Annotated in this window: 19 protein-coding genes and 1 pseudogene; all 20 read left to right on the top strand. The window is 29.6% G+C overall.

Annotation, left to right across the window (positions count from 1 at the left end; genetic code table 11):
* Positions 1–7: 7 nt before the first annotated feature.
* Complete coding sequence (locus KGF52_RS04705; RefSeq protein WP_227827768.1) at positions 8–988, top strand: flagellar hook-basal body complex protein; 981 nt, start codon at positions 8–10, stop codon at positions 986–988.
* 12 nt (positions 989–1,000) lie between these two features.
* Positions 1,001–1,204: a flagellar FlbD family protein gene (locus KGF52_RS04700; protein WP_054268815.1), complete on the top strand. Its 204-nt coding sequence runs from the start codon at positions 1,001–1,003 to the stop codon at positions 1,202–1,204.
* Positions 1,204–2,022 carry a MotA/TolQ/ExbB proton channel family protein gene (locus KGF52_RS04695; RefSeq protein ID WP_227839293.1) on the top strand — a complete coding sequence of 273 codons (819 nt, stop codon included), beginning with the start codon at positions 1,204–1,206 and terminating at the stop codon, positions 2,020–2,022. Before KGF52_RS04700 ends, KGF52_RS04695 begins: the two co-directional genes overlap by 1 nt.
* Complete coding sequence (locus KGF52_RS04690; protein ID WP_227839292.1) at positions 2,012–2,707, top strand: OmpA family protein; 696 nt, start codon at positions 2,012–2,014, stop codon at positions 2,705–2,707. Before KGF52_RS04695 ends, KGF52_RS04690 begins: the two co-directional genes overlap by 11 nt.
* An 11-nt stretch (positions 2,708–2,718) precedes the next feature.
* Positions 2,719–3,162 carry a flagellar basal body-associated FliL family protein gene (gene fliL, locus KGF52_RS04685; protein WP_227839291.1) on the top strand — a complete coding sequence of 148 codons (444 nt, stop codon included), beginning with the start codon at positions 2,719–2,721 and terminating at the stop codon, positions 3,160–3,162.
* 14 nt (positions 3,163–3,176) lie between these two features.
* Positions 3,177–3,551, top strand: a complete 375-nt coding sequence (locus KGF52_RS04680; protein ID WP_227839290.1) for a flagellar biosynthetic protein FliO — start codon at positions 3,177–3,179, stop codon at positions 3,549–3,551.
* Positions 3,552–4,217 (top strand): flagellar type III secretion system pore protein FliP, encoded by a 666-nt coding sequence (gene fliP / locus KGF52_RS04675; protein WP_227827763.1) that lies wholly within the window; start codon positions 3,552–3,554, stop codon positions 4,215–4,217. It abuts the gene before it with no gap.
* A 12-nt stretch (positions 4,218–4,229) separates the two neighbouring features.
* Positions 4,230–4,499 carry a flagellar biosynthesis protein FliQ gene (gene fliQ / locus KGF52_RS04670; protein WP_227827762.1) on the top strand — a complete coding sequence of 90 codons (270 nt, stop codon included), beginning with the start codon at positions 4,230–4,232 and terminating at the stop codon, positions 4,497–4,499.
* Between the two features lie 11 nt (positions 4,500–4,510).
* A complete protein-coding gene (locus KGF52_RS04665; protein WP_227839289.1) occupies positions 4,511–6,325 on the top strand; it encodes a fused FliR family export protein/FlhB family type III secretion system protein in 1,815 nt (604 codons plus the stop codon).
* A gap of 8 nt (positions 6,326–6,333) precedes the next feature.
* Positions 6,334–8,409: a flagellar biosynthesis protein FlhA gene (flhA, locus tag KGF52_RS04660; RefSeq protein WP_227827760.1), complete on the top strand. Its 2,076-nt coding sequence runs from the start codon at positions 6,334–6,336 to the stop codon at positions 8,407–8,409.
* Entirely contained in the window at positions 8,387–9,400 is a 1,014-nt protein-coding gene (gene flhF / locus KGF52_RS04655; RefSeq protein ID WP_227839288.1) for a flagellar biosynthesis protein FlhF, read from the top strand. Before flhA ends, flhF begins: the two co-directional genes overlap by 23 nt.
* A complete protein-coding gene (locus tag KGF52_RS04650; RefSeq protein WP_227839287.1) occupies positions 9,397–10,275 on the top strand; it encodes a MinD/ParA family protein in 879 nt (292 codons plus the stop codon). The genes flhF and KGF52_RS04650 overlap by 4 nt, the downstream gene beginning before the upstream one ends.
* A 13-nt stretch (positions 10,276–10,288) precedes the next feature.
* Positions 10,289–10,990: a sigma-70 family RNA polymerase sigma factor gene (locus tag KGF52_RS04645; protein ID WP_227827757.1), complete on the top strand. Its 702-nt coding sequence runs from the start codon at positions 10,289–10,291 to the stop codon at positions 10,988–10,990.
* A gap of 15 nt (positions 10,991–11,005) precedes the next feature.
* On the top strand, positions 11,006–11,428 hold the full coding sequence (locus KGF52_RS04640; protein ID WP_227839286.1) for a DUF6115 domain-containing protein: 423 nt from the start codon (positions 11,006–11,008) through the stop codon (positions 11,426–11,428).
* Positions 11,413–11,598 (top strand): flagellar protein, encoded by a 186-nt coding sequence (locus tag KGF52_RS04635; RefSeq protein WP_227839285.1) that lies wholly within the window; start codon positions 11,413–11,415, stop codon positions 11,596–11,598. The genes KGF52_RS04640 and KGF52_RS04635 overlap by 16 nt, the downstream gene beginning before the upstream one ends.
* A gap of 40 nt (positions 11,599–11,638) precedes the next feature.
* Positions 11,639–12,412 (top strand): flagellar hook-basal body complex protein, encoded by a 774-nt coding sequence (locus KGF52_RS21590; RefSeq protein ID WP_227827754.1) that lies wholly within the window; start codon positions 11,639–11,641, stop codon positions 12,410–12,412.
* 20 nt (positions 12,413–12,432) lie between these two features.
* Positions 12,433–13,194 (top strand): flagellar hook-basal body complex protein, encoded by a 762-nt coding sequence (locus KGF52_RS04625; protein ID WP_227839284.1) that lies wholly within the window; start codon positions 12,433–12,435, stop codon positions 13,192–13,194.
* 22 nt (positions 13,195–13,216) lie between these two features.
* Positions 13,217–14,098 (top strand): FliM/FliN family flagellar motor switch protein, encoded by an 882-nt coding sequence (locus tag KGF52_RS04620; RefSeq protein WP_227839283.1) that lies wholly within the window; start codon positions 13,217–13,219, stop codon positions 14,096–14,098.
* Positions 14,099–14,100: 2 nt separating this feature from the next.
* Positions 14,101–14,475: a FliM/FliN family flagellar motor switch protein gene (locus KGF52_RS04615; RefSeq protein ID WP_227827751.1), complete on the top strand. Its 375-nt coding sequence runs from the start codon at positions 14,101–14,103 to the stop codon at positions 14,473–14,475.
* A gap of 31 nt (positions 14,476–14,506) precedes the next feature.
* Positions 14,507–15,305, top strand: a pseudogene (locus KGF52_RS04610) (hypothetical protein); the annotation flags it as partial.

Raw genomic sequence — 15,305 nt, 5'->3', positions numbered from 1 at the left:
TAAATTCATGATAAAAGCAATGTATTCAGGTGTAAGTGGAATGAAAGCAAATCAAACAAAACTAGATGTAATAGGTAACAATGTAGCAAATGCTGGGACTACTGCTTTTAAGAAAAGTTCAGCTAGAATAACAGATTCATTTTATCAAACTGTACTATATGCAAGTGCTCCAACAGCTGCGTTAGGGGGAACAAACTTAGGACAAGTAGGTGTAGGTAGTAAGATATCAAGTATAAATAAAGATATGACACAAGGAAATGTACAGCCAACTAATAGACCATCAGATTTGATGATAGATGGCGATGGGTATCTTCCAGTAGTGAGACAAGGTACAGTTATGTATACAAGAGATGGTTCTTTTAACTTAGATACAGGATTTAAAGCAGCAGCTGGACCTTTGCAAAATATCAAAGGTGGAAGACTTGTAAATGGTGATGGGTATATGTTACAAGGCGAGGTTTATAAGGGTACGTATGATGCTACTACTGGTGAATTTACTAAAAATGCTACTGCAGAAGGAAAAGAACCTATTGTAATACCACTTCAAAGCGTAAGTCCTAAAGATGGAACAGTCCAAAATGTACTAGAGTACAATATATCAAAGGATGGTACTGTAGAATTTTTATTAAGTGATGGTCAAAGAACACAGTTTGTATATCCTATACCTGATGGTAAAAAAGTAGGAGATGCATCTGGTTTAAATATTAATGATGGTAAGATTCAAAAAGTACAAACATATGCATTCCAAAATCCAGCAGGACTAGACGCAGAAGGAGGAAACCTATACAAGCCATCAGCAAACTCAGGAGACCCACAAGTAGCAGGAGCTACAGGAACAATAATACAAGGAGCAATAGAAGCTTCCAATGTAGATATAGCAGAAGAATTTACAGAAATGATAATAGCAAGTAGGTCTTTCCAAGCAAACAGTAAAATAATATCTACATCAGATGAGATACTTCAAGAAATAATAAGTCTTAAGAGATAGTAGGTACATAGTATGATAAGAGTAACGGATTTAAACGGAAGAAGCTACATATTAAACTCAGACCTTATAGTAAGAATTGACTCAGTGCCAGAAAGTAGAATATTACTCACAACAGGAGAAAAAAATCTTGTAAAAGAGTCTGTAGACGAGATAGTAGATAAAGTAATAAAATATAAAAGGAAAATAAATGTAGGTTATATTAGGAGCGAAAAGTAATGAAAAAAACAGATTCACTGACATTCATTGGACTAATATTATCTACAGTATTAGTTTTATTTGGAGCAGTAAAAGGAAGTAGTTCAGGATTAAAAAGTTTTTTTGATTTTGCATCTATATTAATAACAGTATTTGGGTCATTTGGAGCATTGATGATTACATTTACTATTGATGACATGAAACTTATAAAAAATGCACTACAATACTCATTTAAAACAACGAGTATATCAAGATTAGACTTATTAAATCAATTTAAAACACTTTCAAAAAAAGCGAGAAGAGAAGGTCTTTTATCAATAGAAAGTGATGTAATGAAAATACAAGACCCATTTATGAAAAAAGGATTAGAGCTATGTATTGATGGTCTGGAAGTCAATGAAATAAGGTCTATATTAGAATTAGAGATAGATTCTGTTGAAGATACAAATAACAGATACTCAAAGATATTTAAAACTTGGGGAACATTTGCACCTGCATTTGGAATGTTGGGGACTCTAATAGGTCTTATACAAATGTTATCTGACCTTACATCACCAGATTTGATTGCTTCTGGTATGGGAAAAGCATTAATCACAACATTTTATGGTTCTCTACTTGCAAATATTGCTTTAAATCCAATTGCATATAACATAGATGAAAAAACGGAAAAAGAAGTTTACATAAAAGAAATGATGCTGGAAGGTATAATAAGTATACAATCTGGCGAAAGCAGTATAGTAGTTGAAGAACGATTAGCAACATATCTTTCAAGAAGTGAAAGACTAGAGTTCTTGAAATCTAATAAAAATACAGAAAGAGTAATTAGTAATGGCGCGTAAAAAAAATAAAAAAAAAGATGAGATAAATCCAGATGCATGGTTGGCCACTTATGCAGACACAATAACTCTAATTCTTACTTTTTTCGTATTGCTATATGCAACATCAGTTGTAGACATGGAAAAATTTAAAAATATATCGAATGCATTAAAAGGTCAGTTTTCTGGAGTAAGTATGTTTAACACAGGTTCAAGTACAAGTGCGAAGTCTCCAATAGATAGTGTTTTAGTGGATAAAAATGATAAGTCAGATTTAGAACAAGATTTAAAAGATAAGGTTAATAATTCTAACTTACAAAATAGTGTAACAGTTAAGGATGATAGTAGAGGGATTTTATTAGAGTTAGATGACTCAATCTTATTTGACTCTGGGATTTCGGAGTTAAAAGTTGATAGTAAAGCTACTCTAAATAAAGTATATGACATGATAAAAATGATGAAAAATAAGATAGTTATAGAAGGTCATACTGATAATGTACCTGTAAAATCAAGTACACATGAGTCCAATTGGGATTTATCTTCTAGTAGAGCAGTAAGTGTTGTAAGATACTTTGTAGAAGAAAAGGGCATGGACCCTAAACTATTTTCAGCAACAGGATGTGGAGAGTATCAACCTTTGGTTTCAAATGATACAGCAAAGGGAAGAGCTGAAAATAGAAGAGTTAATATACTTATAACTATCGACTAGGAGGAAGAGTTTTGTTCAAAAATAAAAAAATTATTCTAATTATTTTGATACTGATTGTTTTCTCAGCAGGAGCAGGGTTTTTTATATTAGGTAAAGGTGGAAGTGGACAAATTGATAAGATTATAGGTTTGTTTATTCCAACAGGAAAAGGTAAAGATGAAATAAAAACAGAAAATCTTGATTTAGAAGAAATGGTATTGAAGCTAGCTGATGAAGGTGTAAGATATTTAAAGGTATCAATAACTGTTTCTTATGATGCTTCATATAAAGATATAGAAAAGAATACACCTCTAATTAGAGATAATATCATAAATTGCCTAATGGCAAAAAGAGCAGATGATTTTGTTGCTGAGAATTTAGATAATATAAAAGATGAAATAAAAAATACTTTAAATACAAATTTAGGTGGAAATGTAATACAAAACATATATTTCACAAATATAGTAGTACAATAAAAGGATGGTAAGACATGATACTTTATTTATTAAAGATATTAATATGTATTCCAATAATTTTAATATTGATAGTCTTATCTTTAAAAATTAGCCAGGGAACTTTATTAAAAAAATACAATGATAAATATGTAAAAATACTAGACATTGTAAGTATAAATAAAAACAATAGCATAATAATTTTAAAAATAGGTGAAGAAGGATGTATTATTGCATCTTCTTCAGCTAGTATGAATAAGATAAAAGATTTGACCAAAGAAGAAATATCAAAAATAGAAGAGGACATTAAAGAAAGAAATTTTAAAATCCAAGACTTTAAAATGGAAAAAATCAAAGCAAAATATGATTTCAGTAGATATATTGGAAAATTTACAAAAAAGGAAGATAAGTAAATGGAACTATTATCAAAATTACCTTTGGCTGACGTACCATATACAAGTTCAATGCAATTGTTTTTATTTCTAACTGCATTAATGTTTTTACCATTTGTAATGTTCATGATGACAAGCTTTGTTAGAATAGTCATAAGTTTATCATTTTTGAAATCAGCATTAGGAGCACAACAAGCAATTCCAAGTCAAGTTTTGGTAGGGCTTGCAATAGTATTGACAATATTTATAATGAGACCAGTATTAAATGAAATAAACGAAAAGGCATTACAACCATATATTAAAGAAGAAATCACTATGGAAAAAGCTATGAAGGAAGCAGAAGTACCTATTAAAGAGTTTTTATTAAAGCAAACTAGACAAACTGACTTAGATTTATTTGTAGAACAGGCAGGGTTAAAAGAAAAAAAATTAACTCGTGAAAATATACCCTTATCTGTTGTAGTTCCAGCTTTTGCGATAAGTGAGTTAAAAACTGCTTTTCAAATAGGTTTTTTAATATACATACCATTTTTGATAATAGACCTTGTTGTGGCAAGTGTTTTGATGTCTATGGGAATGTTTATGTTGCCTCCAGTCATGATATCATTACCATTTAAGTTGTTATTATTTGTAATGGTAGATGGATGGAACTTGATAGTAAAAACATTGATATTGGGATTTGGATAGGAGAAAAATAGTATGAGTGAATTTATGATAATGAGTGTTCTTAAAAATGGCATGTTTACAGGAGCTATGATTGCAGCTCCAGTACTAATTGTTTCTCTTGTAGTTGGACTTTTAATAAGTGTGTTTCAAGCTACAACTCAAATCCAGGAGCAAACATTGACTTTTGTACCAAAACTAATAGCAATTCTTTTAGTAGTAGCTATTGGTGGAAGCTGGATGTTACATACTCTTATTAATTTTACTTCTGAGATATTCAATATGATATCTCTTATAACTAAGTAGGTAGGGTGCATATGATTTTTGTATTTATTAGAATAGTAGCCTTCTTCGGAACATTGAGAATACTATTTCCAGCTGGTACACCTGCTTTATTTAAGTCACTTTTTGCAATCATTATATCAATATTGATTTCAAGTACTATGCAAATTGAATATGCAACAAATGTAGATAATATTGTAATGTTTACGTTATATGGTATAAATGAGACGATAACAGGGATTATTCTCGGATATATAACTAATCTATGTTTTTATAGTATCAGAATGGCAGGTTCTATGATGGACCAACAGATGGGATTATCAATGATTAATATGTTTGACCCAAATTCAATGGCTCAAACAACTTTAATTGATAATCTTATGAACTGGACAGCAATAATGATATTTTTTAGCATGGATGGGCATCATGTTTTAATTCGAGGTATAAGGTATAGTTTTGAGTTAATTCCAATAGGAAAATCATTTGTAGATAATAATATAGATTATATAATAAACATATTTGTGCAGTGCTTTATAACTGGATTCAAAATAGCAATACCTATTGTACTTTGTCTGCTTATGGCAGATTTTATATTAGGTCTTATATCAAGAAGTGTACCTCAACTAAACGTAATGATAGTTGGTATGCCATTAAAAATATTGGTTGGTATAGCACTATTTATCATATCAATACCTTTAATTGTCAACCAAATAAGTCACTTATTGAGTCAGATACCAAAGATGTATGAGGGAACTTTTGCACTAGCCCCCATGTTTTTTATGGGTTCAGCAGATAAAACAGAAGAAGCCACTCCAAAGAAAAAGGGAGAACAAAGAAAAAAAGGTAATATAGCAAAAAGTAGAGAATTACCCGTTGCAATGACTCTATTTGCATTCACTTTATTAGTCCCTACATTATTTTCATATGTAGTGGATACACTTAAATCTTCACTTAATCATTTTTTAAGTGTGAATTTTTATATGGACATAAATTATTCAAATCTAGAAAACTTAGTTATAGTGGGATTAATGGATTTTTTTAAGATATTTTTGCCAATAGCTATTCCATTCTTGGTTTTAGGTATAGTAGCTAACCTGTTTCAAGTGGGAATATTGTTTACTGGGGAAACTTTGAAACCAAATCTATCAAAATTAAATCCAGTTAGTGGATTCAAAAATATGTTTTCCATGAGAAGTTTATCAACTTTAATAAAGGATGTAGCGATTATATCTGTCTTAGCATACATAGGATATAAATTCTTTCAAGATAATTATTTAGATATCTTAAAGCTAGGTAATATATATCTTCCAACTTTAATGTATACAATTAAAGACTTAGTATATTCTATATTAAGTAAAATTTGCATAGCTATGATAGTTATAGCAGCTGCAGACTATTTTTATCAAAGATATAGTCATAAAAAGCAACTTAGAATGACAAAACAAGAAATTAAAGATGAATATAAAAACTCAGAAGGGGACCCAGAAATAAAAGCTAAAATAAAACAAAAACAAAGACAAATCTCATCTCAAAGGACTATGCAAGCAGTACCAAGCGCTACTGTAATAGTAACCAATCCAACTCACTTATCTATAGCAGTGAGATATGAAAAAGGAAAGGACCAAGCTCCAGTAGTAGTGGCAAAAGGTGCAGATTATTTAGCTTTTAAAATAAGGGAAATCGCAAAGGGAAATGATATCCCAATAATAGAAAATAAACCTATCGCTAGGTTGTTATATAAGCAAGTAGAAATAGACCAAGAAATTCCAGAGGACATGTATCAAGCTTTTGCAGAGATATTAGTAGCAGTATATAAAATCAAAAATAGATACAAAGTCCCAAAAAGGTAGGATAAGTAATGAATAAGTTTAATCTAAAGGAACATATGGACGTAATAGTGGCTTTTGGTGTCGTAGGAATTGTTCTTATGATGATAGTGCCATTACCTACATTTATATTAGATATTTTACTGGCAATTAACATAAGTTTATCTGTGCTAATTTTATTAATGACATTATTTACAACAAATGTACTTGATTTATCTATATTTCCAACAGTGTTACTTGTTACAACACTATTTAGATTGGGATTAAATCTTTCATCAACTAGATTGATTTTAACTCAAGGATATGCAGGTGAAGTTATAGAGGCATTTGGAAGTTTTGTTGTAGGTGGAAATTACGTAGTAGGTATAATTATATTCCTAATTATATTAATTGTTCAATTTGTCGTTATAACTAATGGTTCTGGAAGAGTATCTGAAGTAACAGCTAGATTTACGTTAGATGCCATGCCAGGGAAGCAGATGAGTATAGATGCAGATTTAAATGCAGGAGTTATAGATGACAAAACCGCTAGAAAAAGAAGAAAAGAACTCCAACAAGAAGCTGATTTTTATGGATCTATGGATGGTGCAAATAAGTTTGTAAAAGGAGATGCTATAGCAGGTCTTATAGTAACAGCAATAAACATAATAGGAGGAATTGTAATAGGAGCTGTAATGCTAAACATGACTCTTATGGGTGCAGCTCAGACTTATGTAAGACTTACTATAGGTGATGGACTTGTAAGCCAGATACCAGCTCTACTAATATCTACATCAGCTGGTATAATCGTAACAAGAGCTTCGACTGATGAAAACTTTGGTGACTTAGTAGGTAAGCAATTAACAGCAATACCAAAAGCAATAATGATGACTGGATGTGTTTTAATTGTACTTGGTATGATGCCTGGATTACCTAAACCAGCGTTTTTTTCACTGGGAATAGGTGCAATAGCAGCAGGTTACTTCTTAGGAAGAGAAAAGAAGGATACCTTAGAAGATTTAGATTTTGAAAAACCTGATATGGTAAATCCAGACAAAAACGAAGTAGAAGATGTAACAAACTTAATAAATGTAGAAGCTATAGAAGTAGAAATTGGATATGGCTTAATATCTCTAGCTGATGAATCAGCAGGAGGAGATTTACTTCAGAGAATAGCATCAATAAGAAGACAATGTGCCATAGACATGGGTATCGTTGTACAACCTATAAGAATAAGAGATAATTTACAATTAAATCCGAACCAATACAATATAAAGATAAAAGGTAATGTAGTTGGTGGATATGAGATAATGCCTAATATGGTTTTATGTATGGACCCTATGAATCAAGGTTTTAATATATTTGGAATAAAGACAATTGAGCCTACTTTTGGAATAGAGGCACTTTGGATAGAAAGTGATAAGGTAGAAGATGCAGAGTTAAAAGGTTATACAGTTGTAGATTCATCCACAATACTTATAACCCATTTACTAGATATAATAAAATCCAATGCACATGAATTGCTGGGAAGACAAGAAGTTAAGACTATTATAGATGCAGCAAGAGAAAATTATAGTGCTGTAGTTGATGAATTGATACCAGATTTAATGACACTTGGTGAGGTTCAAAAAGTACTTAAAAATCTGTTGAGAGAAAAAGTAAATATAAAGGATAGGGTTACAATACTTGAAACACTTGCAGACCAGTCTCGAAATACAAAAGACATAGAGCTTCTTACTGAATATGTGAGAATAGCTTTAGCTAGAAGTATTTGTACGAATTTGGTGGATGAAGATAAGTCAATTGTAGTGGCTACATTATCTCCAGAAACTGAGGAATTAGTATCCAATAATTTACAAAGGTCTGTAAATGGAACTTATCCAGCCGTTGACCCAGAAAATACAAACAAAATATTTGAGAGTATACAAGATGTAATAGGTAATGTATATTTCAATCATAATATACCAGTAATAGTAGTATCACCAAAGATAAGAGCACCATTTAGAAAACTAGTTGAGATTGTATATCCTAATTTGACGGTACTATCATTAAATGAAATACCTAATGATGTTAAAATCAAAGCAGAAGGTGTGGTGAGCATATATGATGACGAAAAAGTATACAGCTGATACAATTCAGGATGCTATGAATCTAGCCAAAATGGAATTGGGTGATAATATTACATTAATAGATAAAAAAGAGGTAAGAAAATCTGGAATACGAGGTATTTTTTCTAAGAGAGATATCGAATTAACTGTCGGATGGGAAAAGAGAGATAATGTAGAACAAAATGACTTGAAACGAGAGGTAGAACAATTAAAGTCAATTATAAGTAATATGGGGTTTGATAATAAGAATGACAATGATATAGATAAAATATGTAAGAACCTACTAAATCTAGAGTTAAATGAAGAAATTGTAGAGTCCATAAGAACTGACTTACAAGAAATGAAGTTCAATGGAATTGATACAAGTAAAAATTTAGTGGAAAGTCTAAAGAAAAAGATTAAAATAGAAAATCCAACGATAAATGGGAAAATCGCTCTAGTTGGACCACCAGGAGTAGGTAAGACAACTACAATAGCAAAGTTAGCTGCAAAATTAGTATTTGAGGAAAATAAAAAAGTAGGTGTAATAACTATAGATACCTATAGAATTGGCGCTGTAGAGCAGTTAAAGATATATACTGACATAATGAATATTCCTTTTAAAGGAGTAATAAGCCCTGATGAGATGGAGTTGGCACTTGATGAGATGAAAGATTGTGATGTTGTATTAATAGATACCACAGGTAGAGGATATAAAAATTCTATGCAAATACTAGAAATCAAAAATCTCATAGATAAAGCTGAAACTGATAATATACACTTAGTTTTGAATTGCACAACAAGAGAAAATGATACAAAAGCAATTATAGATTCATATAAAAATGTGAACTTTAAAAGTTTAATAATTACAAAGCTAGATGAAACAATCACATATGGTTCCATCTTTAACATAGTGAATTATGCACAAAAACCAATATCATATATTACAATAGGGCAAAATGTTCCTGATGATATTATAAAACCTAATGAAGATAAGATTATAAGATTACTATTAGGAGTTGAAAGTATATGATTGACCAAGCTCAAATCTTGAGAAAGATGGCAATAGAAAAAAAAGGACTTGATGAATTTATAGTAGATAATGGGAATGCACCTAAGATAATTACAATAGCTTCTGGGAAAGGTGGTGTTGGAAAGAGTAATCTTGCTACAAATTTGTCTATCTGCTTGACTAGGCTTAATAAAAAAGTTCTTATATTAGATGCAGATATAGGAATGTCAAATATAGATATAATAATGGGTGTAAATGTAAAAGGTACGATAATTGATGTAATTAATGGAGAAAAAAATATAGAAGATATAATTTCACAAACTAAATATGGTGTGAATATAATTTCTGGAGGTTCTGCACTTAATCATATAGAAGATTTTACAGAAGCTCAAAGAAATAAGTTTATACATAGCATAGAACAGATTCATGATGTCGATTTTATAATAATTGATACAGGAGCTGGTATGAGTAAAAGTCTATTGTCATTTATATATTGTAGTACTGAATTTTTCTTAATAACAACTCCAGAGCCAACATCATTGACTGATGCATATAGCTTACTAAAGGCTATAAGTAATTTCGGTATAAAGAGAAGTGCAAACATAATAATCAACAGAGTAATAAATTTAGAAGAGGCAAAATCTACATACAACAGAATAAAGATGGTTGTAGACAAATTTTTAAATCTTAATTTAGAGCTATATGGATATATAATAGATGATAAAAAAGTAGGAATATGTGTAAAAAAGCAGATACCATTTATTCTGGAATATCCTACAAGTAGCGCTTCAAAGTGTATTATATCTATAGCAAAGAGAATGGTAAGTCAGTCAAGAGAAGATATTGATGAGAATAAGGGTCTACTAAGAAAAATGTTTAGTATATTTAAAAGCTAAGGAGGCGTAGTTAATGAATAGAGAAGAATTAATAAAAGAGAATATGCCTCTTGTAAAGAGTATAGCAAGAAAATTTTTTATACCTGGGAAAGGCTTTGAATATCAAGATTTAGTAAATAGTGGAGTTATTGGATTGATTGATGCAATAAATAAATTTGATGTTGAAAAAGGAGCAAAATTTTCTAGTTACTCTTATATAAAAATAAAATCAGCTATATTAGATGAAATTAGAAATCAAAGTCCAATCTCTAAGCACAATTTAACTAAAGTAAATAAATATAATAGAGTAGTAGAAAAATTACAGGCTGAGTTATTAAGAGAGCCAACTTCATATGAAATTGCAAATGAATTAAATATTTCAGAAAAGGAACTTTATGATATTGAAAATAATATAGATATGCTAAATATTGTGTCATTAAACCATGTAATCTTTGAAGATACAAATGAAACTGTACAAGATACAATAAGTGACAGAGAGGAAGATATTCCAGCAAATGTAATAGAGGAAGAAGAAAAACTAGAAATTTTATCTCAAGCAATTTGTAATTTAAGGGAAAAGGAAAAATTGATACTTTCACTGTACTATTATGAAGATTTAAATCTAAAGGAAATAGGGAAAGTGCTGGGTGTTTCAGAATCAAGAGTTTCACAACTCCACAGAAAATCAATAAGAAACCTAAGAAACAAAATAAAAGAACTTAAATATTCTATATAGATGGTGATTGATGTGATGATACAAATTATATTAATAGTAGTGTCTATTTTGATAATAGTAACTATAATTGCAAATTTACATAATGAATCAAAAAATAAAGATAACAGGTACTTTGATAAAATATTTGAACAGGAATATGAGGCAAATGATAGATTGATAGTTGCAGAAAAAAGAAGATTTTTTTTAGATAAAGTACTTGCTGAAATAAGAAGTAATAATCATATAAAAATTTATGAAAATTATAGCTTAATGAAAACCAATGAAGAAAAAAAAGAAGATATATTTATAGAATCAAAACAGGAAATAAAACAAGAAAATGAGCTATCTCTTAAAGTGAAACATCTTATAAATTCTGGTTATGATGATGTGGAAATATGCAAGATGCTAGATATTGGAAAGGGTGAACTGTCATTAATAAGGAGTTGTTACAAAATATAAGAATGTTATTATTTGATAAAAAAGTATTTTTAGGAATAGGGATTGGTATATTAATATCAACTTTATGTATAATGCTTTTTAGTAATAATGATATGAGTAAAGCAGAGATAGAAAAAAAGGCCAGAGCACTAGGTATGAAATATGCAAGTGAGATGAAAGTTTTAGAATAAATAGTCTTGTTGAACAATTTACAAAAAAGGAGGTCATAATGTGATAAGAGGATTATATACAGCAGTTTCTGCTATGATAACAAATCAACAAAAGCAAAATGTTGTTGTCAATAACCTAGCCAACATGGATACTAATGGCTATAAAAGTAAACAGCTTTTAACCAAAAGTTTTGATGAATTGAAATTAGAAGGTTACAATAATTATGCAAATGGAACTAAACAAAAGCAAGAGATAGGAAAAATAAGTCCAGGTGTTTCTATGGATGAAACTATTACAGATTTTAACCAAGGTCCTATAAAACAGACTGATAATAAAATGGATGTAGCTATTCAAGGTAAGGGGTTCTTTTTGGTTAGTGATGCAGCTGGGAATCAGTTTTATACTAGAAATGGGAATTTTAGGACAGATAATCAAGGAGACCTTATAACTAGTGAAGGATACTATGTTCTTGGAACAAATACTGTAACTGGTGCTGTGGGTCATATAAATGTAGGAAATAAAAAGTTTGAAGTAGCAAAGGATAATACAATATCACTGGACGGAAATGCTATGTACAAATTTAATATGGTAGATTTTAATGACTATAATAAGCTAAAAAAAGAAGGCGATAACCTGTATTCTGGAGAAGGAGCTATAAAAGCAAATAATGCATATACAATACAAAATGCTATAGAGTCATCTAATGTGGATATGGTATCTGAAATCAACAATATGATGACAATTTCAAGAGAATATGAAGCAAATCAAAAGATAATTCAAGCTATGGATTCTAAATTAGCAAAAATAGCAAGCGAGATTGGTTCAGTAAGATAAATAATAGGAGGTGAATTTTTATGTACACAATGTTTTATACTAGTAAAACAGCTTTATCAGCAAATCAAAGTAAACTAGATATAATATCTAATAACATAGCAAATAATGATTCCACAGGATATAAAAAGCTAAATATAGAATATTCTGATTTAGTAGATGAAGTATTAAATAGACCATCATATCCCACAAATGGTAAAGATATATCAACTGGAACTGGTTCTAAAGTCTCAGCTCCTATGAGAAATTATGAACAAGGAGCATTAGCTCCAACAAATAGTAAAAGCGACTTGGCAATAGATGGAGAAGGATTTTTTAGAGTAATAAGAAATGGTGGTACATATGCATATACAAGAAATGGTGGATTTAATGTAGATGCTTTAGGTAAGATTGTAGATGATAATGGAAATATATTAGATGTTCAATTTGATGCAGGTTATAACTATAATAATACAAATATAAATAATACAAACTTAACAGTTTCAAGAAATGGAGATTTATCTGTAGATAATAAGAAAATAGGAAAGATAAACTTATATGAACCTATAGGAACTCAAAATTTTATATCTGAAGGAGATAGCCTATTTGTTGCAACTGATGCAGGACAAGTCAAACAAGTTGGAAAGGTGGATATAGTTCAGGGCTACAGAGAAAGGTCAAATGTTTCTTTACAAGACGAATTTGTTGACTTGATAGCTACTCAAAGAGCATTTCAAATGAATTCAAAAGGCATAAAGACAGCAGATGAAATGTGGCAAATAGCTAATAATTTAAGAGCTAAATAATTATGTAAGGTGAGGAATATTCATGTATGATATGAAAGATTATGATTTCGGCAAACCTCAGAGTTATTCAAGAGAAAATTTAACTTGTTTAAATTTTTTATTAGCTGAATTCTGTAAAAAATATAAAAACTATATAGTTTATGAACTTAAGTGTAATTCTAGTATGGTGGTTGAGAATATAGACCAAGTAAATTATCAAACTTTTTTAGATAGGGTAACATCTTCATGTTTAGTAGTACAAAATTCGATGGAACCTATTATGAAAAACTTTTCTTTTAGAATAGATAGAAGTGTAGCTGATATGTGGATTGATATAACATCTGGAGGAAATGGAGTTATAATAGATACTAAAAGAGAACTTACAGAACTTGATAAGAAAGTGCTTTTACATCTTATGGAGGATTTAGTAAGAAATATGCATTTATTTGAAGGCTTTGAAAACATACAAGTATTAGATACACACACACATATTAATTTACCACAATTGTGTTCACCAACTGCACCTGTATGTGTTGTAGATTTAAAAGTGCTAAATGATAATGAGTATATTGGTACGGTTTCACTTTGTTTCCCATACAATGGTTTAGAGGCCATGTTGGAAAATATTTCTGTAGTAGAATTTTTAGATATGGATGCAGGAGATAATTCAGAAGAATTCACTAAGAAAATCTATGATAGTGTATCTAATATAGAATTATCAGTTATTGCAGAGATAGGTAAAGTATCAATTAATGTTGAGGATTTACTTAAACTAGAAGTTGGAGATGTAATAGTAACAAATAAAAAGATAAATGATTATATAGATGTATATGTAGAAAATTCAAAATCATACACAGCAACACCAGGATTTATATCAAGTAAAAAGGGTGTTAAAATAAATGATGCTGTCAAAAAAGAGGTGTAGTCATGGATAATAGTAATCTTATTTCAGATGAAGAAGCAAAAATGTTATTGAATGATAAAAGTGAAAAAGAAATTGGTGGAGATGATGAATTAGCTTTAGAAATTTCTGAAACTAATAGAAATAATATAGAGAGAATACTTGACCTTAAGTTAGAGTTATCTGTAGTTATAGGAAGAACTAAGATGAGTTTGAGAGATATTTTAAATTTAAATAAAGGTTCTCTTATTGAACTTGATACTTTAGCAGACCAAGATGTAGAAATACTAATAGACAATAAAGTACTGGCTTATGGAAAAGTGGTAGTGGTAGACCTAAACTTTGGTGTAAAAGTAACAAGTATAGTAAGTGAAGAGGACATGGTAAAATCTCTTGTTTAGAAACAAAATCAATTAATACTTATGGCATGAGGTGGTATTTATTTTAAACTTAAATGATGTAAAGAAAGATATATTAAAACTCAATAAAAAAGACTCATGTGCTCTATATAATGAATCTATTGATAATATAAATAATAATTGTATATCAAGTGGATTAAAATTTTTAAAAGAAGCAAGAGATTTAAGCCCAAATGATGTAGATATTTTAAATCTTATAGGTCTTATAAACCTACTAAAATGTAATTTTGATGAGGCTGTAGAAAGTTTCTATAAGAGTTCCATTTGTGAAAAAACTGCTCTGTGTGAAAAGTATATAAATATGCTTACATCTGAGGAGTTTTTAATTTTCTTTGAAAAATATAATCAGCTTATAAGATTCATAAACAAAGGAATGTACAAAGAAGCTATACAAGGTTTTAAATTTATAACTGAACAATACAGCGATTTAATAGAGCCTTATGAGTTGCTTGCTTTGATTTATGATAAAGAAGAAGAGTACATAAAATTTGATGAATGTTTAGAAGTGTTAAAAAGGATTGATAAAGAAAATCATTTATTAAACCAAGAGAATAATATATTAGATACATATAATAAACAAATCAAAAGTAATGCAGATGTAGATATTGATGAGAGTGAATTTTTACATAGAAATATTAAACACTCTAAATTTGATGAAACTAAAGATGTAGTTAAGAAAGATAATAGAACTGAAAAACAGAAAAATTTAACTTCTAATAAGAAAAAAAGTATTAAAAAAAATAAATATCTACATTTAGCAATAATATTAGGTATATTATTAATAGGACAAAATATATATAGTTCTTATAAGA

Source organism: Clostridioides sp. ZZV15-6597, assembly GCF_020657815.1.
Lineage (GTDB): Bacteria > Bacillota > Clostridia > Peptostreptococcales > Peptostreptococcaceae > Clostridioides.
Note: the sequence above shows the minus strand (reverse complement) of the source record. Positions and strands in the feature narration are given on the sequence as shown.

What these genes read in the sequence shown, in the direction of transcription:
- KGF52_RS04705 (WP_227827768.1), top strand. Translation starts at nt 8, where the DNA reads ATGATAAAAGCAATGTATTCAGGTGTAAGTGGAATGAAAGCAAATCAA.
- KGF52_RS04700 (WP_054268815.1), top strand. Translation starts at nt 1,001, where the DNA reads ATGATAAGAGTAACGGATTTAAACGGAAGAAGCTACATATTAAACTCA.
- KGF52_RS04695 (WP_227839293.1), top strand. Translation starts at nt 1,204, where the DNA reads ATGAAAAAAACAGATTCACTGACATTCATTGGACTAATATTATCTACA.
- KGF52_RS04690 (WP_227839292.1), top strand. Translation starts at nt 2,012, where the DNA reads ATGGCGCGTAAAAAAAATAAAAAAAAAGATGAGATAAATCCAGATGCA.
- KGF52_RS04680 (WP_227839290.1), top strand. Translation starts at nt 3,177, where the DNA reads ATGATACTTTATTTATTAAAGATATTAATATGTATTCCAATAATTTTA.
- fliP (WP_227827763.1), top strand. Translation starts at nt 3,552, where the DNA reads ATGGAACTATTATCAAAATTACCTTTGGCTGACGTACCATATACAAGT.
- fliQ (WP_227827762.1), top strand. Translation starts at nt 4,230, where the DNA reads ATGAGTGAATTTATGATAATGAGTGTTCTTAAAAATGGCATGTTTACA.
- KGF52_RS04665 (WP_227839289.1), top strand. Translation starts at nt 4,511, where the DNA reads ATGATTTTTGTATTTATTAGAATAGTAGCCTTCTTCGGAACATTGAGA.
- flhA (WP_227827760.1), top strand. Translation starts at nt 6,334, where the DNA reads ATGAATAAGTTTAATCTAAAGGAACATATGGACGTAATAGTGGCTTTT.
- flhF (WP_227839288.1), top strand. Translation starts at nt 8,387, where the DNA reads ATGACGAAAAAGTATACAGCTGATACAATTCAGGATGCTATGAATCTA.
- KGF52_RS04650 (WP_227839287.1), top strand. Translation starts at nt 9,397, where the DNA reads ATGATTGACCAAGCTCAAATCTTGAGAAAGATGGCAATAGAAAAAAAA.
- KGF52_RS04645 (WP_227827757.1), top strand. Translation starts at nt 10,289, where the DNA reads ATGAATAGAGAAGAATTAATAAAAGAGAATATGCCTCTTGTAAAGAGT.
- KGF52_RS04640 (WP_227839286.1), top strand. Translation starts at nt 11,006, where the DNA reads ATGATACAAATTATATTAATAGTAGTGTCTATTTTGATAATAGTAACT.
- KGF52_RS04625 (WP_227839284.1), top strand. Translation starts at nt 12,433, where the DNA reads ATGTACACAATGTTTTATACTAGTAAAACAGCTTTATCAGCAAATCAA.
- KGF52_RS04620 (WP_227839283.1), top strand. Translation starts at nt 13,217, where the DNA reads ATGTATGATATGAAAGATTATGATTTCGGCAAACCTCAGAGTTATTCA.
- KGF52_RS04615 (WP_227827751.1), top strand. Translation starts at nt 14,101, where the DNA reads ATGGATAATAGTAATCTTATTTCAGATGAAGAAGCAAAAATGTTATTG.